Below are 19357 nucleotides of genomic sequence, written 5' to 3'. Positions count from 1 at the left end.
CGGAAAACCCACGCGCCCCTGCTTAGGGTGTCCGCCGTTTTGCACGCAGGGTTGGGTCAGCCAGAGTCGGGTCTTCGGGCCATGGGTGTTTCGGGTATTGGGCCCGCATGTCCTTGCGCACATCGGCATAAGACCCGGCCCAGAAACCGGGCAGATCACGGGTGATCTGAATCGGGCGCTGGGCGGGTGAAAGCAGTGTGATCTTAAGCGGCTCTTGCCCGATGACCGGATGCTGCGTGACGCCGAACAGCTCTTGCAGCCGAACTGAGATCTCGGGCACCGCGCCGCCGTATTCGATCGGAACCTTGCGGCCCAGAGGCGTCGTGAACGATCCCGGTGCGCGGCGGTCCAGCTCCTGAGCTTGTGCCCAATCGAGCCGGGCGCGCAGCGCGGGCAGCGGATCAAAGCGCTTCCAGTCCTCAGCGCTGCGCACACCCGAGAGCATTGGCAGCAGCCAGGTCTCAAGCCCATCCAGCAATCCCTGTTCCGAGAAGTCGGGCAAGTCGCCGCCGCCCGCCCGCACCAGTTCGACCCGCGTCGCCAGCCGGGCCGCAGCCCCCTGTAGGCGGAGGCCCAGATCGCGCACTCCGTCCAGCATCGCGCGCGCCACATCGTCTTCGGGAACGTCTTTCCAGGTGCGGTCGTCCAGAGTAATCGCCCCGAACCGCTCTTGCCGACGAGCTACGACGCGGCGGTCGCGCTTGGACCATACGCAGCTGTTGACCCACACGATCTGGTCGCTGAACAGATCGCGAAGTTCGCCTTCGGTGATTTGCGCGGCCATGCGTCCGCGCGCCTCGCGTGGATTTCCATCCGTATCGATCACTACAAGATAAGGCGCAGCCGCCAGCGTATCATCGCTCTCAAGTACCACGCCCTTGCCACCCGACAAGACATAGCGCGGCGCATCGCCCTTGCGGCGCTGCCCGATCCGATCGGGATAGGCCAACGCTGCCATCGCGGCCGGGCCCCGATGGCTTTTGCCCGTGGTCTTTGCCTTCAGGCGCCTGGCCTCAGCTTTGATCCGGTCCAACGCCCCCGGATTGACCTGCCAGACCCGGTTACGCTGAAACGCACGGACATCGCGCAGCGCCTCCAGCCGCAGCAACACGTCAACCGGGGCACCTCTGAGCGGGTCGCGGTCCGCCATGAGCGCGGCCAAGGGCGCAGCGTCTGGTCCTGCACGCACAAGCATATGCCCTAGGCGGGGGTGCAGCGGCAGCGCCGCCAGCTTGCGCCCATGATCCGTGATCCGCAAGGTGCTGTCCAATGCGCCCAGCATCTGCAGCAAAGCCCGCGACTCGGCCATCGCCCCTTCGGGTGGAGGCGTCAGAAACGCCAGGTCCCCGGGTCCAGCACCCCACAGCGCCAGTTCCAAAGCGAGCCCGGTCAGGTCAGCCGCCTCGATTTCGGCCGGTGGGTAGGCGGCAAGTGCACCGTCTTCGCCCTTGGCCCATAAACGATAGCAGACCCCGGCCGCCACACGGCCCGCGCGCCCCGCGCGTTGTGTCGCTTCGGCACGTGTCACCCGTTCGGTCACCAGCCGAGACATTCCCGAACCGGGATCGAACCGGGCCCGCCGCGCTTGCCCAATATCGACCACAACACGGATATCGGGAATAGTCAGCGAGGTCTCGGCGATGGACGTCGCCAGCACCACCTTACGCCCACCTTTGACGGGCGTAATCGCCGCACGCTGAGCCGCGAAGGGCAGGGCGCCGAACAGGGGGCGTACCGTGCATGTTTCGGGCAAACGGCTGGCCAACGCGGCCTCAGCGCGGCGGATCTCACCCTCGCCGGGCAGGAAGACCAGCATCCCGCCTGACGTTTCGCGCTCTGCCCGTACCACCAGATCGATCAGGTCATCCAGCCGCCGCGCCTGCGCCCCCAAAGGCCGATCCAGCCAGCGGGTTTCAACGGGATAGCTGCGCCCTGCGGATGTCACCAACGGCGCATCCATCAGCCGCCCCACCGGTTCGGCATCAAGGGTGGCTGACATGGCAAGCAACATCAGGTCATCCCGCAGTGCGCCGGCCACCTCAAGGCACAACGCAAGCCCAAGATCTGCGTTCAGGGACCGTTCGTGGAACTCATCGAAAATCACCGCGCCGACACCCGGCAGGTCTGGCTCGGTTTGCAGCATGCGGGTCAGAATACCCTCGGTCACGACTTCGATCCGTGTGCTGCTGGAGATTTTGACTTCACCGCGCATGCGATAGCCAACGGTCTGCCCCACCGGTTCGCCCAGCGTCTCGGCCATGCGCTCGGCGGCGGCGCGCGTAGCCAGTCGCCGCGGCTCGAGCATCACGATCCGACCCCCGCAAAGGTTCGCCTTCAACATCTCAAGCGGCACACGGGTGGTCTTGCCCGCACCCGGAGGGGCTTGCAGCACGGCGCGGCCATGGGCGCGCAGCGCATCCAGCAGTTCGGGGATTGCATCATCAATGGGCAAGCGCGTCGTCATCCGCGCTTTATCCGTCAAAGGCGGGCAGAGGTCCAGTTCCTGCTACTTCCGCACCATCGTCGCGTCTCCGAACACGGTGTCCGCATCAACTCGCACCGCCCGCATCACCGGCCCCGCAGGCGCATAGGTCACGGTGACGGCAAACCGGCTGCCCTGCCGCAGATCCCCCGGACGATATCCCGCAACCCGCGTGAAATACCCGCTGCACAGCACGTTATCGCCCTGCGCGCTACGTTGGGTCAGGGCGATCTCGGTCAGCCGCTCTCCGTCAAAAATCTTCTGCTGCAACCCGCACAGTTCCTCCGGTGGCTTGTCCCGCAGTACCATGAAGATAGCGGTCAGCGGGTCCACAGCCCCGCGTTGCTGTGCATCCGTCACCGCGTGATTGCCATGGTTGCTGATCTCGGTTCCGCTGGCCCGCGCCACACCTCTCGTGTAATCCAGTCGCACGCGCGTCTCGCGCTGGCCCGCCACCTGCTCCTCGACATAGCGCTGTGGAACAAATCGCGCACCCCGACGATCGCCTTGCGCCGCGATCTCGAACCGCACCCGTTTGATGGCCGAGGCCAGCCCCGTGGTCTCCAGTCGCGACGCCACCGCATAGCGACTGGCACTGATCTCAGCGTTCAGCGTCAACTCGCCAGCTTTGACCCCCAGCGCGCGCAGGGCAAAGCGGCTCTGGTCCACTTCGGCGAGCGCCGCCATCGGTAGACTTAGCAGCAACATCAGCACAACAGGCGCGCGAACAGTCTGTATCACGGTCATTCCTCAGCGCTTGGCTCTGGACAAATCACCTTTGGCAAAGGCAACTGGTCCTGCGGAATACAATTAGGTTCGGAATGCAGATGGACAGCCTTGGTGACAGGATTTTGAACGGAGACCGCCGGGCGTTGGCCCGCGCCATCACGCTGGTCGAAAGCGGTCGCGCCGATCACCGCGAACAGGCGACGGCGTTGCTGGAGCAACTGGCGCGGGCCGAGAGACAGGCGCTGCGCATCGGGCTGTCGGGCACGCCGGGCGTCGGCAAATCCACCTTTATCGAAGCCTTCGGCATGATGCTGACCGGGCAGGGGCTGCGCGTCGCGGTTTTGGCGGTCGATCCCAGCTCAGCCCGTTCCGGCGGGTCGATTCTGGGCGACAAAACCCGGATGGAGCGCCTGAGCCGCGAGAAAAACGCCTTTATCCGCCCCTCTCCCAGCCAAAGCCACCTCGGCGGCGTCGCCCGCCGCACCCGCGAGGCCATCGCTTTGTGCGAGGCGGCGGGGTTCGACGTCGTGCTGATCGAAACCGTCGGTGTCGGCCAATCGGAAACCGTTGTGGCCGAGATGTCCGACCTGTTCCTGCTGCTGCTGGCCCCGGCGGGCGGCGATGAGTTGCAGGGCGTCAAGCGCGGCATCATGGAGATGGCGGATATGATCCTCATCAACAAGGCCGATGGCGACCTCAAAGCCACCGCCACCCGCACCTGCGCCGATTATGCCGGGGCGCTGCGCCTGCTGCGCAAACGCCCGCAGGACCCCGAAGGGTTCCCCAAGGCCATGACCGTCTCGGCGGTCGAAGAACACGGGCTGGAACAGGCTTGGGACGAGATGCAGGCGCTCAGCGCCGCGCGGCGCAAGGCCGGGCACTGGGATGCCAACCGGGCGCAACAGGCGCAATACTGGTTCGAACAAGAGGTCCGGCAGGCCCTGCTGGCGCGCCTTTCGGCCCCGCAGGCCCGCGCCGAGATGGAGCGTTTGGGAAGTGAGGTCACCACCGGACGGCTCAGCCCCTCGGCTGCCGCCGATCAGATGCTGCGCGCGCTGATGCCGGAACAGGCCTAGGTGTACCGGCCTGGCAACGGTTAACCCTCCGATTGCATCCCGGGCTGACCGGTGGCGAAAATCGTGATACGATAGGGCATTACACCCGCTGACCGAGTGTTCAGGAGCCGCCGCATATGCCCAATATCAACGGCACGAATGGCGATGACGATATTGAAGTCACAAATGACTCCGGCACCCTGAACGGGACGCCGCAAGGGTCTCCGATTGACAATATCAGCGGGCAGGCCGGCGATGACACGATCACCGTTACCGGCAGCACCGTCACCGGCAGCATCCGCGGCAATCAGGATAACGACGATATCGTCATCACCAGCAGCACCGTCGGCGGCCTGATCGCCGGCGGCAGCGGCAGCGACACCGTGACGGTGCGCGGGTCCGACGTAGACAGTATTCGACTGGGCGGCGGCAACGACACGCTGAATTTTCAAAGCACCACGGTCAGCGGTGACCTGCGCGGCGGGGCGGGCACCGATACCCTGAACCTGCCGGTGGGGACGGTCGTCACCGACAACAATTTCGGCACCTTCACGGTCGAGGAGGGCGTCAGCTATTCCCTGTCGACCGGTTCGTTCACGCTGCCCTCGGGGTCGACCGTCAGCTATCGCTCGTTCGATGGCGGCGCGGGCATCCCCTGTTTCACCCTCGACACGCTGATTGCCACGGGGCAGGGGCCCGCCCCGGTTCAGTCCCTGCAGGCCGGAGACCTGATTTCCACGCTGGGGCAGGGGCCTCAGCCGATTCGATGGATCGGTCGGCGGCGGTTCGAACGCGCGACGTTGCGGGCCAATCCCCGGCTCTGGCCGGTGCGCATTCTGGCCGGCGCGCTGGGCCGGGGCCTGCCACAGCGCGATCTTCTGGTCTCGCGCCAGCACCGGATGCTGGTGCAGTCCAAGATCGCCCAACGTATGTTCGGGGCCGCCGAAGTGCTGATCCCCGCCATCAAGCTGACCGCGCTGCCGGGGATTTATGTCGATGACACCGTCGACAGCGTCGAATACTTCCACCTGCTGTTCGACCGCCATCAGGTGATCTTTGCCGAAGACGCCCCGACCGAAAGCCTGTTCACCGGTCCCGAGGCGCTGAAATCGCTCAGCCCGGCGGCGCGGCAAGAGATTTTCGCCATTTTCCCCGAGTTGATGGATATGGATCACGCCGCCGACCCGGCCCGCCCGATCCCGCGCGGGCGGCTGCAGGCGCAGCTGATCTCGCGCCATTTGAAGAACAACAAACCCCTGTTGCAGGCCCCCGCGCCCTGCGCCAGAAAGGAATTCGACGGGCGCGCAAAGATTTCGCCGCACCCGTCTTGACCCTTCGGGCGATTCCCACTACACGCATCCAACCAGTTTTCGGGCGCGACTTCGGGTTGCGCCCCTTGTGATTTGGCCGCGGGTCTTGTACCCGGCCTCCAGAAACAAAGGAAGAAACCATGTCGCGCCGTTGCGAACTGACCGGAAAAGGCCCGATGACTGGCAACAATGTCAGCCACGCCAAAAACAGAACTCGTCGTCGTTTTCTGCCCAACCTGAACGACGTAACCCTGCAGTCCGAGACTCTGGGCCGCGGCGTCAAGCTACGCATCTCGGCCGCTGCCCTGCGCTCGGTCGACCACCGCGGTGGTCTGGACGCGTTCCTGGCCAAAGCCAAGGACGATGAGCTGTCGGCAAACGCCCTGAAAGTGAAAAAGGAAATCGCCAAGGCACAAGCCTCGGCCTAAGTCCTTTTCTCACCAGAGATTACGGCCCTGCACCTTCCGGTGCGGGGCCTTTTTCGCTGCTGTCATGACTCGATTGTTTGCAAAACCGCAATAAAAAGCACCTGCTTCGTGATGTTGTTCACAGATAACCTGCTGAATACTGCATATGTTCGTGCATATTCTTGTTGAGGGGGGTCCTCATGTCTTTCAAAGTTACGAATTTCCTGTTGTTCTTGCCATCCGCGATTGCGACCGCAGTGTCCCGCTGCACCCGGATGCAGCGTCGTGTAAATCGTTTGCATACCGGGATGAACGCCAAGACGGTTAAGCCTCCGAAAGGCTGAGTCGGGCCACACTGTCTCAGCCCGGCCTTTCCGCTTGAAGTGGTATCGCTGCGGGGTGTATCCCACGGCTGAGATGACAGGCTTTTTCCGCACATTCCTGCCTTATGCACTGTCCCTGCTGGTGATCCTGACCGGGCAGGGGCTGGCCGTATCCCGTGGTGTGGACCGCCCGGTCGGGCAGATGGTGCTGTGCACCGGGACCGGGCCTGTCGTTGTCTATATGGATGAAGACGGCCAGCCGACCCGCGCGCCGCATTACTGTCCCGACTATGCGCTCAGCCTGTTGGGGGCAATTCATGAGGCACCCGCTGCATTGCCTCTGGCCCCGTCTGTGGCTTTACCAGCCCCATTGTTGCGGGCGAATGACCTGATCGCCGCGCCGCTGCCGCGCCATCCGGCGCGTGCGCCACCGATCCTATTGTAACACTCATATCAAGGTTAATCAGACTGTTACGAAGGAGAGGTTAAAATGACCCTCAAATCCACCCTGCTTGCGACTCTGACGACTCTGGCTTTGACTTCGGGCGCGTTCGCTGCCGATGTCATCGTCGTCGAGGATCCCTATGCCCGCTCGGCAGGCAAACATGCCAAGGCCGGAGCCGCCTTTATGGTGATCGAAAACCAAGGCGATACCGATGACCGCCTGATCGGCGTGACCTCGGATGTGTCCGACCGGGTTGAATTGCACACTCACAAGGTTGACGAAAACGGCGTTGCCAAGATGATCCATGTCGAGGAAGGCTTTGCCATACCGGCCGGTCAGATCCACATGCTGAAGCGTGGTGGGGATCATGTCATGTTCATGGGGCTCAAAGCGCCGTTCGAACAAGGCGCGACCTTGCCGGTGACGCTGATTTTCGAGAACGCCGGAGAGGTAATGATTGAAATCCCCGTCGATCTTGAGCGTCAGGACAGCCACGGGCACTCGAACTGACGCCTGTCTTCGGGCTGCTCTGCAGCCCTCATCCATGCGTCAGGCCGGGCTTTGCCCGGCCTGTTGCCTTAGTGGTTGACGGTTTTCATACCCAACCGGTCGCCGGCCTTTTTGAACCGTGCCGCCAGAAAGAACATCACCACCGCCGAGGTCAGCGCAAAGAATGCTATCGCCCAACCCAGCGCCACCATGCCGCTGCCGGGCCAGAAGATCAGCACCAGCCCGATGATCAGCGCCACGATGCCGGAATTGCGCACCGTCGCGCGCTCGGGATCCTGCGGGTGCATCTGCGGCAGCGCCATGAAGGACCCAATGGCCACAAACAGCGCCATCGCCCCCATCAGCGTAAACGCCAGCCACGCCACCCCCTGTGGCCAGATCAGCAGCACCAGCCCGATCAGCGCCGTGCCAATGCCAACGCCTCCGATCAACCCGCGCCGTCCGAAGCCCAGCCATGTCAGCGCGCCATCCAGAATCAGCAGCACCCCGACCAGCCGCAGCAGAACCGTGATGCTGCCGGTCGGCCAGAACAGCGCCGCGATCCCGATCAGACCGGCCAGTATCCCGCGCAGCAAAAAGGTCCACCACAGGCTGGCCAGATTGTCGCTGAGCGTATCGCGGGCATTGATGCTGGCATCATCAAGGATTTCTCCGTCTTGGGGCGGTAGATCAGTCATATCACTCACTCTTTTCGTGTTCTCAGCACCATAGACGGGAAACTGCGCTGCTGTCTGCCCCTATCGCGTGTCACCCTGCGCCAGCAGCCCGTCCACCCAGCGCGGCACCACTTCGGATGCAGGCCCCAGCAGGGCCTCGTCAAACATCGACGCCCCCGCCGAGGGTTCAAGGTTCAGCTCGACCGTCCGCGCGCCCACGGCTCGCGCCTCTTGCACGAAACCCGCCGCCGGATAGACCTGACCCGAGGTCCCGATCGAGGCAAACAGGCTGGCCTCCGTCAGATGGTCGAATATCTCATCCATGAAATAGGGCATCTCGCCAAACCACACCACGTCAGGCCGGGCCGAGGGTTGCTGACAGGCCGGGCAGGGCTCGCCCACCTGCATCTCGGGCGGTGAGGTCCAGCGATGCCCGCAGGCCGCACACAAAGCCCCGGCCAGCGTGCCATGCATATGGATCACCCGCGCGGCCCCTCCGGCCTCGTGCAGGCTGTCGACATTCTGGGTGACGATGATCACCTCTGCGGGCCAGTTCCGTTGCAACCGCGCCAGCGCCCGATGCGCGGCGTTGGGCTGCGCCTTAGCCGCCTGCACCCGCCGCGCGTTGTAGAACCCATGCACCAAGGCCGGGTTGCGGGCAAAACCTTCGGGCGTGGCCACATCCTCGATCTGGTGCTGCGCCCACAGGCCGCCTTCGTCGCGGAAGGTGCCCAGGCCGCTTTCGGCGGAAATCCCGGCCCCGGTCAGAATGACGATCTTTCCCATACTCGCCTCACGCGCTAGACCCATTGCCATGACACACCGTATCCTATTCGTCTGCCTCGGCAATATCTGCCGCTCACCCGCGGCTGAAGGCGCCTTCCGCGCCCGCGCCCCGCACCACGAGACCGACAGCGCCGGAACAGCGGGCTGGCATGTCGGAAAGCCGCCCTATGGCCCGATGCAGCAAGCTGCCCGCGCGCGCGACATCGACCTTGGCGACCTGCGCGCGCGTCAGTTCGTGGCGCAGGATTTCACCCGTTTCGACCTGATCATCGGCATGGATACCGACAACATCGCCGCAATCGAGGCCCTGCGCCCCGAGGGCAACGAGACCCCCGTCCACCTGCTGACCGATTTCGCACCCCATACCGGCGCGGATCACGTCCCCGACCCGTACTACACCCGCGATTTTGATGGCGCTCTGAACCTGATCGAAGAGGCGCTGCAAGGGCTTGAGGCGCATCTGCGGGCTCAGCAGTAGCGGGGCGTGTATCTTTGACACACCCCAGGCTTAGCGGCGGCTTTTGTCTGAGTGGCGCAACAAGATCCGAAGCGGAGCATCTTCCAATAATCCGAACAACGATACCAGAGCTAAGTGTAGACGTGATCCCCGTCGTGTCTGGCCTTGTCCAGATGCGACAGTGCCAGCGCTAAACTGGTCAGTGCGAACACAATAAACGGCAGCATAAGCACGTTTTCAACCCTTGGATATATTGGGACAATTTCTTCAAAAGTTTCGAATAGATGTGTGTGAAAAACGAACGGGCGCGTGATGAGTTTTATGATGAAGATTGCCGCCACGGCGACGAGGAATTGCAGCGCGATATTCCACAATTTCACAGGTTTTTCAAAGTTCCCCACGCTTAACCGCAAAGAACCAAGGACAGCGGCCAAACAAAACAGCATGATGGAGCATGAAATCGTGAGATTGGTTGTCGGGGCTTTGAAGAAAATGATCGAACCCAAAATGATACCGCTGGTTGCAAATGCAAAAATAGCGGCAAATGCGCGTGCGACCAGATGTGTTTTGCGTAGGGTGACCATACTGTTGGCGTGTTCTTCTTCAGGCATGGGCCAAATGGCGCGAAGGCTGCCGATTATGCCTAAGAACAAGTACAATGTTCCGGGTCCCAACGTCAAAAGCGGCGCACTGTTGGCTGAAGAAAGCCATGTCGCGATTGGAGCGCGAAACGCCAGGAACCCAGTCCAAATGATGAAGGTGGCACCGCATAGACATACGCACACTTGCGTTGGGACATGGCTGACCATATTGGGTGCGATGACGACGTCATTTAGCTTTGGAATACTAAAGAAACCCAAGATGATCGACAGGCCAACAATTGGAAAATGATGCAAGTATAAGTACCTGATTCTGATGTTGCCATCGAGTTGTTGCACAACAAACGATAAAGACAACGCCAGTGTCAGAATGGTGATCACAACGACTGCCCATAGCAAGAGCCGGTGTGTTTTCCTAATTGTCCAAATCATGAATTGGCTTCTAAGCAGGGAATTTGACAAAAGTTAGACTGGTGTTTTTTTGGCAGTGATTTCAACTCCGAAACGAGACTTAGAAAACAGCCCCTCCAAAAAATGTGCCAAACCGAACATTGCTACGCTTGCATTGAAACCAGGTAAAGTCCCGCGGGACAGACGTTCCGCCCGCTGCGTAATCTTTCTTCACCCCATCACCTTCAACTGCCCGCCCAGCCACGGCAACTGCGCAACCGCCGGATCAACGATCTGGCTCTGCATCAGCCGCCGGATCATGTCCGCCACCTCCTGCGGCACCTGATCGGACCAGTCGGTGCGAGTGAACAGCGAGATCATCCGCGAAAACTCGCCAAAGGGCGAGGGATGCGCCTCGATCCCATCATGGAACCGCGCCGCGCGCATATAGCCCAGCGGTGTGGTGATCGCCCAGCCCAGCCCTCGCGCCACCATCGCCATCAGCGCAAGGTGCGAGCCGATCTCGAACCGTTCCTCGAACTCCAACTGCTGCCGCGCCAGATGTGCCTCGATCTGCCGGCTTATCAGCTGTTCGCGGGCGTAGCGCAGAAAGGGCAAATGCTGCATTGGCTGCTCTGCCCCTTTCGGCGCGACCAGAATGAACGGATCCTGCACCAACGGGTATTCGACAACGCCTTCGAGCACCTCACCCGAATGGGCCGAGACCGCCAGATGCAGGCGCTGCGCTTCCAGTTCCTCGAACAGGTCGAGACTGGGCAGCGTGATCAGCTTGAACTTCGACCGGGTCAGACTGTCGGCCAGCAAGGTCGCCAGCCGCGGCGTCAGGTCATTGTCGAAATCGTCGATCAACCCGATGGACAGCGTGGTCAAATGCCCCAGATCCATCACCGCAAGCTCGCTCTGGGCCACCTGCAGCTCACCCAGCACCGCCTGCGTGCGCGCCAGAAAGCTGCGCCCGGCCTGCGTCAGCCGCATCGGCCGCCGCCCGTGATCCACCAGATCGGTGCCCAACGCCTTTTCCAGATTGCGCAACTGCTGCGACACCGAGGGCTGGCTGAGCCCCGTGATCTCGGCCGCCTGTGCCACCGATCCGGTCCGTGCCAGTGCCTCGAACACCTCAAGGCCCCGCAGGGTCAGCCCTTTCATCACCATCAGATACACCTTTCGCTGCGCCATTTCTGAGGCGCAGCGGGCATCAGGTCAAGGATTTGCCTGAGGCTAGCTGCAGATCGCCTGCGCCATCTGGCCAAAGTTCTGATACCGATCCCACAGCGCATCATCGCGCGCGGTCTGCGACATCTTCAACTGCTGCGCCTGATGGGGGTCTTCGAACCACTTCGAGACGGTCTTCTGATCGCTGCGCGTCAACGCCTGATCCGCCACGCGCTGAATGCAAGAACACCGCGCCCGCGTCGCCGCCTCACGATCTGATGCCAAACACGCCTGCTTGATCTTGGCCGCTTCTGCAACCGGAGCAACCGCCGTCAGCGACGCCGCACAACATGCGATTAGGAGGAACTGTTTCATACTCGAGCCTCGTTTTTGCCTGCCCGGACGGGTCTTCTGCCCCTCTCGGTCTGCGCGGGAGTATGAATCAAAGTGGAATCGGGATCAATCGGGTGGTTTTAAAAAGTGATTGCATACTCATGAAACGCCACAATGTCCCAACTATTCGGCTTTCGTTTGCATGTAATGAGCCAGATTGATCATGTTCTTCCGGATGATGCCGCCGTGAAAGGCCTTTGCTTCTTCGGAGAGGCCGCCACTTTCAATGGGATTGAGCAACTTGCCAGTTTCAACACATGAAACCACTTCTTCAAACAAAAGGAAGTCGTCTTCTGGGGTTTCTCCTTCTTCTCCCAATTGGAGGCCAGTCGAATAAGTAATATACGCCGCCTCGACTAGCTGCATTCGAGCCTTGTTCGCCTGCTTCTCAAGCGCTACGTCATTTTCGGTGGCGTTGGGGCGAAGGGACTCCCAGAATTTCGGAAATTCCGCGGCGAGCTGGCTGGCTGTTGCCTCGCAGTCTCTTTCCTCAACGATAACTTCTGCGCCCGACCAGAGCATCGGGCAGTCTGGGCCAAGTTTGATGCACGAGCGGAAGAACAGCTCTCGGCTCTTCTGATCGCCTGGCTTGCTTTGAACTGCGATTTTTAGCACCTCGGCAGCAGCTTCAGGTTGATCCAGCGCCAGCCTCAACCTTCCCAACTGCTGAGGCATCCAGTAATTTCGCGGGTATTCTGATGTTGGATACTGCTCCATCAATTGCGTGTAGTAGTCGTCCGCCTCGTCATATCGCTCAAGCTTGGTTAGAAGGCGAAACTTCCTGCGCACACTGTATTTCTTGGCAGGTTCGATAGCCAAAGACATTTCGATAGCTTCCAGCGCCGCCAGATCTTCGTTTAGCCCGTCAAGCGCGAAACTCTTGCCTTGCCAAGCCTCAAAGTTGTTTGCGTTCAGTTCGATAGCCCGATCGAAGTCGAGGATTGCTTCGTTCCACTTATCCAATCGATCCAGTGCATATCCACGATGTATATGAAGGGCGGCGAGCGTGTTTGAAGACGAAACTTCTGCGTCAATCAACTGCGTGCAGATATCAATGATCAAGTTCGGTTCTTGCTTGCGGTTCATGCACGGTTCAATAGCGCTGTAGTTATTGGCCGCCTGCGAACGCTCAAGTTTCTCGTGCACCACCCAGCCAATCGCCAAAGCCACAAAAACAAGAGCGATCAAACGTATGAGAATCCGGTTCTTTCCTTGCTTCAAAGTTTCAAGTCCATTTCATTGATCTGCCGCTAAGAATGCATTGTAGGCAACGGTTGGGGCGAACATCACTTTCCGGCAGAGTGCATTTCATCGATTTCTCGTCAAGAGAGATTTCGTTGGTGCCACGAGAAGGGTTCCAACATGCAACATTGACCGGGCTCATTAAGGTTGGACGCAGTTTCGGTTTGGCTGGTCTCGGTTAGTACTTGCTTAGCTGCGAGGATATTCTCGTGTACTTTCCTGCATTGACCAAACCACAAAATCTCTACATATCCCCAACCCATGACAGACCTCGCTCATATCCGCAATTTCTCCATCGTCGCGCATATCGACCATGGCAAATCCACCCTTGCTGACCGGCTCATTCAAGAGACCGGAACGGTCAAGGATCGCGACATGAAGGAGCAGCTGCTCGACAGCATGGATATCGAGCGCGAGCGTGGCATTACCATCAAGGCCAACACGGTTCGCATCGACTATACCGCCGACAATGGCGAGGCGTATGTGCTGAACCTGATCGACACCCCCGGCCACGTGGATTTTGCCTATGAGGTCAGCCGCTCCATGCGCGCGGTCGAGGGGTCCCTGCTGGTTGTGGACTCGACCCAAGGGGTTGAGGCGCAGACGCTGGCGAATGTGTATCAGGCCATCGACGCCGATCATGAGATCGTGCCGGTGCTCAACAAGATCGACCTGCCCGCGTCCGACTGTGACCGCGTGGCCGAACAGATCGAGGATGTGATCGGCATCGACGCGACCGACGCCATTCAGGTCAGCGCCAAGACTGGGCAGGGCATTCACGAAACGCTCGAAGCCATCGTCCAACAACTGCCCGCGCCGCAGGGCAATCTTGACGCGCCGCTCAAGGCGATGCTGGTGGATTCGTGGTATGACGCCTATCTCGGCGTCATCGTTCTGGTCCGCATCATGGACGGCACGTTGAAAAAGGGCATGCGGGTCAAGTTCATGTCGAACGGCACCCTGCACCATGTCGACCGCGTCGGCGTCTTCCGCCCCGAGATGGAGATGGTGGACTCGCTTGGCCCCGGTGAAATCGGTTTCCTGACGGCGTCCATCAAACAAGTCCGCGACACTCGCGTCGGTGACACCATCACCAATGACCGCAACGGCACCGAAGAGGCCCTGACGGGCTTCAAACCCGCGCAGCCGGTGGTGTTCTGCGGCCTCTTCCCCGTGGACAGTTCAGAATTCGAAGACCTGCGCGACGCGATCGACAAACTGGCGCTGAACGACGCCTCATTCTCGTTCGAAATGGAAACCTCAGCCGCGCTGGGCTTTGGCTTCCGCTGCGGCTTCCTCGGGCTTTTGCACCTTGAGGTCATCCGCGACCGCATCGAACGCGAATATGATATTGAGCTCATCACCACCGCGCCGTCGGTGATCTATCACGTCTACATGAAAGACGGCGAGATGATCGAGCTGCACAACCCCGCCGACATGCCCGACCCGTCCAAGGTCGACCATATCGAGGAACCGCGCATCAAGGCGACCATTCTGGTGCCTGACGAATACCTCGGCGACGTGTTGAAACTCTGCCAGGACCGCCGCGGCATCCAGTTGGACCTGACCTATGCGGGCACCCGTGCGATGGTGGTGTACGACCTTCCCCTCAACGAAGTTGTGTTCGACTTCTATGATCGCCTGAAATCGGTAACAAAAGGTTACGCCAGCTTTGACTACCAGATGACCGGCTACACGCAGGATAATCTGGTCAAGATGTCGGTGCTGGTGAATGACGAACCGGTCGACGCGCTGTCAACCATGGTTCACCGCGACCGGGCCGAGATGCGGGGCCGGGCGATGTGCGAAAAGCTCAAGGACCTGATCCCGCGCCATATGTTCAAAATCCCGATCCAGGCCGCCATCGGAGGCAAGGTCATCGCCCGCGAGACCCTCTCGGCGCTGCGCAAGGACGTGACCGCCAAATGCTACGGAGGCGACGCCACGCGGAAACGCAAACTGCTGGACAAGCAGAAAGCGGGTAAGAAGAAGATGCGCCAGTTCGGGAAGGTCGATATCCCGCAGGAGGCGTTTATTAGCGCCTTAAAAATGGACAGCTAAAGGCTGGCCATTTTTACGGCGGGTGGGCGAAAGCGGTTGGCGCAGCCAACTGCGTGCCCACGCGGCAAGGTAATGAGCCAATTCGAGGTGGCCGTCGAACTGTTGCAACGCTACTCTTTTAAACCAAAGAGGCTTATCGTAGCACTTTTGTAAGATTTCGGCGCGCTGAGAACCTTTATGTGCTGATGCCTTACGTACTCGGGCAGGTCATTGAAGTTGTCATATCTCGTAAAGTGAATTGGCGCAGCGTTAAGCTCCTCAACATCTATGAAAAGTTCAGTATCATCGTTTTCTGCAACGCTCTTGATGTAAGTTGAGGGAAGGTCGGAAGTGAATCCGAAGTAAACTTCGGGCGACAAACTCAGTGAAATCTCACAGTTTTGTATCGGTAAGATGTTTCCATCAGTTCCATTAAGCCACAAGGGCTCGCCAAACGAAGCTTCTGTCACCACTTTGCGTAAGCTCTCTTCTTCGAATAGCCTTTCGAAGGAGAAATTTGATATTAATTCTGATAGGCTCTTTCCGCATAGTATGCTGCTCAGCCCTATTCTAACTCCAGCGTTTCTATCGCCGGTTATTGGTGAAAATTTCAGACTAAATTTCTCTATGGCAACGAATTTGACAACAAATGGTAGGCTGGCTAGTGGATCACTGACTTGGTTTCTCAACCGATCAATTGTGCAAAGTGAAATTCCTAAACGCTCAGCTTTTTTCATTGCGTTCCGGCTGAAGCCAGTTCGCGATGCGATAACGCCTTTATTTGCCTTAACATCTTGTAAGACCGAGAAGAATGCATCGATGATAGGGAGGTCAACTCTTCGTTTCTTATCCTTGCACTCAACAACTGTAAGAAGTTCGTTTCCGGCGACTTTTGAACGGATCAGTAGGTCTATTTGCCTCTTGCCATCGGGTGAATCTAGGAAAGCATTCTTTTCAACAGAAGAAATGCCATCTTGGGATGCGATGGTTTTGAACACCAACTCGACTTCGTCTTCGAATTTGCTGCCGTCGTTGGAGTGATTACTCAAAGGCGCTCTCCTTCTCATATTAGGCCTGTGTTTATAATTGACCAAATAACTGGTTTGATGTTCGCCTGTCATGTCAACACATAACTTAAATCAATATTGGATAGCTCAATTCAACCCACCCGCCCGGCGGCACCGCCGGGCCGCGCCGACCCGCCCCCATGGGGCGGCGCGTTTGCGCCGCGGGGCTCTGCCCGTTCGGCCCTGAAACGGTCCACTGGACCGTTTCCGAGACGAGCCTCACCCCCCTCGGGCCGGCGCTGCCCTCAGTTCTGCTGATCGACCTACTGTGACCCACCTCACAGCCCCAACCGCAGCACCCTGCTAGACTTGACCCTACGGAACCCCGGCAGGAGGCCCTTATGTCCATGATCCCTATCATCGCCCTCGGATCGGCAGGTCTCTATTCCGTTGCCATGATCGCGATGAAGTTCTGGTGGAAAATTCCCGGCGTCGGCCTGACCCTTCTGATCGTTGCCACGTTGTTGGCGGCTGCGACGCTGGAACTCGCCGCGCTGCGCGAGGAACGGCTGGGCATCATCTATACCGGCATTCTGGGGGCCGAGGTCGTTCTGATCGCCATCGCCTCGTACTTTCTGTTCGGAGAGAATTTCTCGTATCGCGAGGGGATCGGCATCGGTCTGGTCATCCTCGGCACCGCGCTGGCCTGGGCCTGAGGCCTGCATTAACCCCGCATGAACAATCCTTTAGAAAGCTTGCAAGCCCGGCGCGTCCTCCCAATCTGTTGACCAAGGCCAATGACGGCCATGATCTGAAGGAGGAAGACCATGACCAGATATATGACTGCCGGAGCAGCCGCTCTGGCCACGAGCCTCACCCTTGCGACGGCCGCGATTGCCGAAACCACGCCGGACCTGCGCGGCACATGGACGGGCAGCTATACCGCCGTCGGTCCGAACCGAACCACGACCGGGGACATCCCGCGGTTCAACAACGCCGAGTGGGTGCTGGATATTCAGAAACAGCAGGGCAACGTGTTCTGGGGGCCCAGCAAGTGGCGCTCGAACGCAACGCAGGACTGGCGGATGCTGGATGCCACCGGCACCATCAGCCTGGATGACCCGACCCGCATCAGCATTGTCGAAAGCTCGGCCAACCCCGAGATCGGCGTCAACGCCCTGATCGACGCCCGGTATCAGGACGGCAAGATCTATGCTGATTTCCGTAGCCTGCGTCGCGGAACGACCTACAGCACCGTTCTGGAACGTCAGGTGAACTGAAGCGTCTTCGGCCTGGTCGGATGTTAAAGGGGGTATTGCCGCTGAGCATTAAGACTGCGGCAGGAGTAGTAGGTACCCCGATCAGGTCGGAGCGCTTCTCATGACCAGAGGTCTCCACAGGGAGGCTTCGGACCGGGCGGCAACCGCGCCGCCCGCGACAGGGTCTGGTCCCGGTTGGGTGAGGATGCGGCGTTCCTCTGCTCGGGTGATCAGGCTCTCGCGGACCTTCAGCGCGGCGTCGCGCGCGGTGTGGTCTTGTGCGCCCGGTCCAAGTTCGTGTCGCTGTGCGATGACCTTCGGACGGCCGAACGAAACGGACCGGTTTACCTTAGAACGACACAAACGAAGCCTGCCGCAGCGCCGGCACGGCGATACCGCCGCGCCGCGTTTCGGTGATCTGGATCAGAGGTTTTCCTGCACTTCTGTCGCGGCGCCCTGGATGGCATCGCCTGCCTTTTCGATATCCTTGCCTGCCCCTTTTGCCGTTTCACAGGCGGTCAGAGCGAACAGGGCGAGGCCAATCATGAATGCGCGTGTCATTGGGTACTCCATCAGGGCTTGTTTTGCATTGCCTAGCAGCTTTCGGGACATGCGGCTACAGGTTTCGGCGTGCCCAGATCATGGTCGAATTGCAGAGCAAAGCGGGAATGGATGAAGAGGCAAATCTACAGCGTCCGGGCGCCCGTAACGCGGCGTATCAGTAAGTGAATCAGGCGGTTTTCACGTGGATGGTCTGAGCGCTCAATTGGCTTCGCGGTTGCAAAACAACTCATGAACCACTTCAAGCATGCGGACCGGACGATCATCGGCAAGGCGGTAGTAGATCGCCTTGCCTTCGCGGCGGGGTAAAACAAGCCCTTCCAGCCTCAGGCGTGAGAGTTGTTGCGAGACGGCGGCCTGACGGGCGGACAGCAAGTGTTCAAGTTCGGTCACCGACTTTTCGCCGGACACGAGGTGGCAGAGGATCATCAGACGCCCCTCGTGACTTATTGCCTTCAGAAAATTCGAAGCAGCGGTCGCATTTTCCACCATTTGGTCCAGATCGTTGGGCGACATATCCATCGTCATCTCGGAAAGAGCCATTTTTCTTGTTCCCTAGCAAGTCCAGTCGCGCATGTTGGCAACAGGCTGCGATCTGCGCGCAGGCTTATGTAGCTACAGATTTTGCGCATGATTTTCTATATGCATGGATCAAAATAGCGTGATGCGTTGAACACGAATACGCGCGTTTGATGTGATTGATTTGCCAGAGGGCGACAGCCCATAAAGCCTCAGGTCCAGACGAACGCCCGCGCCCCCTTGCGGCCCCCACGCGGCAGCACTAAGACTCGGGTAACTCTTCTTCGGGTAAGGTCCCGATCCATAGCAAAGCAGGCAGGTTTTCCATGTTCGATCCCGTTGACACATACATGAACACTCTGGTCCCCATGGTCGTCGAACAGACCAGCCGGGGTGAGCGTGCATACGACATCTTCTCGCGCCTTCTGAAAGAGCGGATCATTTTCATCAACGGCCCGATCCATGACGGGATGAGCCATCTGGTGGTGGCACAGCTACTGCATCTTGAGGCGGAAAATCCCAGCAAAGAGATCTCGATCTACATCAACTCGCCCGGTGGCGTGGTGACCAGCGGTTTGTCGATTTACGACACAATGCAGTATATCAAGCCGAAATGTTCCACATTGGTGATCGGTCAGGCAGCCTCGATGGGGTCGGTTCTGCTGGCCGGTGGGGAGAAAGGGATGCGCTTTTCGCTGCCCAACAGTCGCATCATGGTGCACCAGCCCAGCGGTGGCTATCAGGGTCAGGCGAGCGACATCATGATCCATGCGGCCGAGACCCAGAAGCTGAAAGATCGTTTGTACGATATCTATGTACGCCATACCGGGCAGACCAAAAAGGCTGTGGAAAAGGCGCTGGATCGCGACAATTTCATGAGCCCCGAAGAGGCCAAGGATTGGGGTCACATCGACGAGATCGTCGAAAACCGGGCCAAGATGGACGGCGACGAAGACTAAGTTCAAAACCCCGCGCTTATTGCGTGAGGGATGATTTTGCGATTGTAGCTGCCAG

Annotated in this window: 22 protein-coding genes; 11 read left to right on the top strand and 11 right to left on the bottom strand. The window is 59.6% G+C overall.

Translation table 11 applies throughout. The features are described 5' to 3' along the window. Window positions 1-22: 22 nt before the first annotated feature. The gene (hrpB, locus tag ACR3EN_RS01265) at window positions 23-2464 is read right to left on the bottom strand and encodes an ATP-dependent helicase HrpB (RefSeq protein WP_480870250.1); all 2442 of its coding nucleotides are present in this window, start codon (window positions 2462-2464) and stop codon (window positions 23-25) included. A 42-nt stretch (window positions 2465-2506) separates the two neighbouring features. After that, on the bottom strand, window positions 2507-3229 hold the full coding sequence (locus ACR3EN_RS01260) for a DUF3108 domain-containing protein (protein WP_480843459.1): 723 nt from the start codon (window positions 3227-3229) through the stop codon (window positions 2507-2509). A gap of 74 nt (window positions 3230-3303) precedes the next feature. Between ACR3EN_RS01260 and meaB the strand changes: the two genes are divergently transcribed. The 6 genes from meaB (at window position 3304) to ACR3EN_RS01230 (ending at window position 7261) form a co-directional block, all read left to right on the top strand. Then, window positions 3304-4287, top strand: coding sequence for a methylmalonyl Co-A mutase-associated GTPase MeaB (gene meaB, locus ACR3EN_RS01255; protein WP_480819439.1), 984 nt, complete (start codon window positions 3304-3306; stop codon window positions 4285-4287). 116 nt (window positions 4288-4403) lie between these two features. Beyond that, window positions 4404-5597 carry a Hint domain-containing protein gene (locus ACR3EN_RS01250; RefSeq protein WP_480819440.1) on the top strand — a complete coding sequence of 398 codons (1194 nt, stop codon included), beginning with the start codon at window positions 4404-4406 and terminating at the stop codon, window positions 5595-5597. A 119-nt stretch (window positions 5598-5716) separates the two neighbouring features. Continuing rightward, on the top strand, window positions 5717-6004 hold the full coding sequence (gene rpmB, locus ACR3EN_RS01245; RefSeq protein ID WP_008756960.1) for a 50S ribosomal protein L28: 288 nt from the start codon (window positions 5717-5719) through the stop codon (window positions 6002-6004). A gap of 179 nt (window positions 6005-6183) precedes the next feature. Further along, window positions 6184-6327, top strand: a complete 144-nt coding sequence (locus ACR3EN_RS01240; protein ID WP_480819441.1) for a hypothetical protein — start codon at window positions 6184-6186, stop codon at window positions 6325-6327. A gap of 73 nt (window positions 6328-6400) precedes the next feature. Then, on the top strand, window positions 6401-6751 hold the full coding sequence (locus tag ACR3EN_RS01235; RefSeq protein ID WP_480819442.1) for a hypothetical protein: 351 nt from the start codon (window positions 6401-6403) through the stop codon (window positions 6749-6751). Window positions 6752-6796: 45 nt separating this feature from the next. Next, window positions 6797-7261 carry a copper chaperone PCu(A)C gene (locus ACR3EN_RS01230; protein ID WP_480819443.1) on the top strand — a complete coding sequence of 155 codons (465 nt, stop codon included), beginning with the start codon at window positions 6797-6799 and terminating at the stop codon, window positions 7259-7261. 68 nt (window positions 7262-7329) lie between these two features. On the opposite strand, the gene ACR3EN_RS01225 is transcribed toward ACR3EN_RS01230, so the two are convergent. Together ACR3EN_RS01225 and ACR3EN_RS01220 are read right to left on the bottom strand one after the other, a co-directional pair. Next, window positions 7330-7938 (bottom strand): HdeD family acid-resistance protein, encoded by a 609-nt coding sequence (locus tag ACR3EN_RS01225; protein WP_480819444.1) that lies wholly within the window; start codon window positions 7936-7938, stop codon window positions 7330-7332. 60 nt (window positions 7939-7998) lie between these two features. Beyond that, complete coding sequence (locus ACR3EN_RS01220) at window positions 7999-8703, bottom strand: NAD-dependent deacylase (RefSeq protein WP_480870248.1); 705 nt, start codon at window positions 8701-8703, stop codon at window positions 7999-8001. 28 nt (window positions 8704-8731) lie between these two features. On the opposite strand from ACR3EN_RS01220, the gene ACR3EN_RS01215 reads away from it, so the two are divergent. After that, on the top strand, window positions 8732-9181 hold the full coding sequence (locus tag ACR3EN_RS01215) for a low molecular weight protein-tyrosine-phosphatase (RefSeq protein ID WP_480819446.1): 450 nt from the start codon (window positions 8732-8734) through the stop codon (window positions 9179-9181). A gap of 110 nt (window positions 9182-9291) precedes the next feature. Here ACR3EN_RS01215 and ACR3EN_RS01210 read toward each other — a convergent pair whose 3' ends face one another. The 4 genes from ACR3EN_RS01210 to ACR3EN_RS01195 all read right to left on the bottom strand — a co-directional run bounded on the left by ACR3EN_RS01210 (window position 9292) and on the right by ACR3EN_RS01195 (window position 12903). After that, window positions 9292-10140, bottom strand: coding sequence for a hypothetical protein (locus ACR3EN_RS01210; protein ID WP_480819447.1), 849 nt, complete (start codon window positions 10138-10140; stop codon window positions 9292-9294). A 240-nt stretch (window positions 10141-10380) separates the two neighbouring features. Then, complete coding sequence (locus tag ACR3EN_RS01205) at window positions 10381-11322, bottom strand: LysR family transcriptional regulator (RefSeq protein ID WP_480820058.1); 942 nt, start codon at window positions 11320-11322, stop codon at window positions 10381-10383. A 66-nt stretch (window positions 11323-11388) separates the two neighbouring features. Beyond that, window positions 11389-11697 carry a hypothetical protein gene (locus ACR3EN_RS01200; protein ID WP_480517847.1) on the bottom strand — a complete coding sequence of 103 codons (309 nt, stop codon included), beginning with the start codon at window positions 11695-11697 and terminating at the stop codon, window positions 11389-11391. Between the two features lie 141 nt (window positions 11698-11838). Continuing rightward, window positions 11839-12903 carry a tetratricopeptide repeat protein gene (locus ACR3EN_RS01195; protein ID WP_480843456.1) on the bottom strand — a complete coding sequence of 355 codons (1065 nt, stop codon included), beginning with the start codon at window positions 12901-12903 and terminating at the stop codon, window positions 11839-11841. Between the two features lie 315 nt (window positions 12904-13218). On the opposite strand from ACR3EN_RS01195, the gene lepA reads away from it, so the two are divergent. Further along, a complete protein-coding gene (gene lepA, locus ACR3EN_RS01190) occupies window positions 13219-15018 on the top strand; it encodes a translation elongation factor 4 (protein WP_480870246.1) in 1800 nt (599 codons plus the stop codon). A 110-nt stretch (window positions 15019-15128) separates the two neighbouring features. Here the strand turns inward: lepA and ACR3EN_RS01185 are convergent, their stop codons facing one another. Continuing rightward, a complete protein-coding gene (locus ACR3EN_RS01185; protein WP_480870243.1) occupies window positions 15129-16046 on the bottom strand; it encodes a restriction endonuclease in 918 nt (305 codons plus the stop codon). A 359-nt stretch (window positions 16047-16405) separates the two neighbouring features. On the opposite strand from ACR3EN_RS01185, the gene ACR3EN_RS01180 reads away from it, so the two are divergent. Both ACR3EN_RS01180 and ACR3EN_RS01175 read left to right on the top strand, forming a co-directional pair. After that, window positions 16406-16720, top strand: coding sequence for a hypothetical protein (locus ACR3EN_RS01180; RefSeq protein WP_480870240.1), 315 nt, complete (start codon window positions 16406-16408; stop codon window positions 16718-16720). A gap of 111 nt (window positions 16721-16831) precedes the next feature. Beyond that, window positions 16832-17284: a hypothetical protein gene (locus tag ACR3EN_RS01175; protein ID WP_480870237.1), complete on the top strand. Its 453-nt coding sequence runs from the start codon at window positions 16832-16834 to the stop codon at window positions 17282-17284. Between the two features lie 402 nt (window positions 17285-17686). Here the strand turns inward: ACR3EN_RS01175 and ACR3EN_RS01170 are convergent, their stop codons facing one another. Continuing rightward, window positions 17687-17824 carry an entericidin A/B family lipoprotein gene (locus ACR3EN_RS01170; RefSeq protein WP_480819452.1) on the bottom strand — a complete coding sequence of 46 codons (138 nt, stop codon included), beginning with the start codon at window positions 17822-17824 and terminating at the stop codon, window positions 17687-17689. Window positions 17825-18025: 201 nt separating this feature from the next. Then, entirely contained in the window at window positions 18026-18367 is a 342-nt protein-coding gene (locus tag ACR3EN_RS01165) for an ArsR/SmtB family transcription factor (RefSeq protein WP_480819453.1), read from the bottom strand. A gap of 302 nt (window positions 18368-18669) precedes the next feature. On the opposite strand from ACR3EN_RS01165, the gene ACR3EN_RS01160 reads away from it, so the two are divergent. Beyond that, a complete protein-coding gene (locus ACR3EN_RS01160; protein WP_480469244.1) occupies window positions 18670-19302 on the top strand; it encodes an ATP-dependent Clp protease proteolytic subunit in 633 nt (210 codons plus the stop codon). Window positions 19303-19357 lie beyond the last annotated feature (55 nt).

The sequence above is a fragment of the Ruegeria sp. G7 genome (assembly GCF_056535465.1).
This window is presented reverse-complemented; position numbering and strand designations above follow the sequence as displayed.

Excerpts from the sequence above, each read along its gene's own strand:
- ACR3EN_RS01200 (WP_480517847.1), bottom strand. The coding sequence starts at position 11,697 with ATGAAACAGTTCCTCCTAATCGCATGTTGTGCGGCGTCGCTGACGGCG.
- lepA (WP_480870246.1), top strand. The coding sequence starts at position 13,219 with ATGACAGACCTCGCTCATATCCGCAATTTCTCCATCGTCGCGCATATC.
- ACR3EN_RS01250 (WP_480819440.1), top strand. The coding sequence starts at position 4,404 with ATGCCCAATATCAACGGCACGAATGGCGATGACGATATTGAAGTCACA.
- hrpB (WP_480870250.1), bottom strand. The coding sequence starts at position 2,464 with ATGACGACGCGCTTGCCCATTGATGATGCAATCCCCGAACTGCTGGAT.
- ACR3EN_RS01225 (WP_480819444.1), bottom strand. The coding sequence starts at position 7,938 with ATGACTGATCTACCGCCCCAAGACGGAGAAATCCTTGATGATGCCAGC.
- ACR3EN_RS01175 (WP_480870237.1), top strand. The coding sequence starts at position 16,832 with ATGACCAGATATATGACTGCCGGAGCAGCCGCTCTGGCCACGAGCCTC.
- ACR3EN_RS01220 (WP_480870248.1), bottom strand. The coding sequence starts at position 8,703 with ATGGGAAAGATCGTCATTCTGACCGGGGCCGGGATTTCCGCCGAAAGC.
- ACR3EN_RS01260 (WP_480843459.1), bottom strand. The coding sequence starts at position 3,229 with ATGACCGTGATACAGACTGTTCGCGCGCCTGTTGTGCTGATGTTGCTG.
- ACR3EN_RS01215 (WP_480819446.1), top strand. The coding sequence starts at position 8,732 with ATGACACACCGTATCCTATTCGTCTGCCTCGGCAATATCTGCCGCTCA.
- ACR3EN_RS01205 (WP_480820058.1), bottom strand. The coding sequence starts at position 11,322 with ATGGTGATGAAAGGGCTGACCCTGCGGGGCCTTGAGGTGTTCGAGGCA.
- ACR3EN_RS01240 (WP_480819441.1), top strand. The coding sequence starts at position 6,184 with ATGTCTTTCAAAGTTACGAATTTCCTGTTGTTCTTGCCATCCGCGATT.
- ACR3EN_RS01235 (WP_480819442.1), top strand. The coding sequence starts at position 6,401 with ATGACAGGCTTTTTCCGCACATTCCTGCCTTATGCACTGTCCCTGCTG.
- ACR3EN_RS01180 (WP_480870240.1), top strand. The coding sequence starts at position 16,406 with ATGTCCATGATCCCTATCATCGCCCTCGGATCGGCAGGTCTCTATTCC.
- ACR3EN_RS01165 (WP_480819453.1), bottom strand. The coding sequence starts at position 18,367 with ATGGCTCTTTCCGAGATGACGATGGATATGTCGCCCAACGATCTGGAC.
- ACR3EN_RS01230 (WP_480819443.1), top strand. The coding sequence starts at position 6,797 with ATGACCCTCAAATCCACCCTGCTTGCGACTCTGACGACTCTGGCTTTG.
- rpmB (WP_008756960.1), top strand. The coding sequence starts at position 5,717 with ATGTCGCGCCGTTGCGAACTGACCGGAAAAGGCCCGATGACTGGCAAC.
- meaB (WP_480819439.1), top strand. The coding sequence starts at position 3,304 with ATGCAGATGGACAGCCTTGGTGACAGGATTTTGAACGGAGACCGCCGG.
- ACR3EN_RS01160 (WP_480469244.1), top strand. The coding sequence starts at position 18,670 with ATGTTCGATCCCGTTGACACATACATGAACACTCTGGTCCCCATGGTC.
- ACR3EN_RS01170 (WP_480819452.1), bottom strand. The coding sequence starts at position 17,824 with ATGACACGCGCATTCATGATTGGCCTCGCCCTGTTCGCTCTGACCGCC.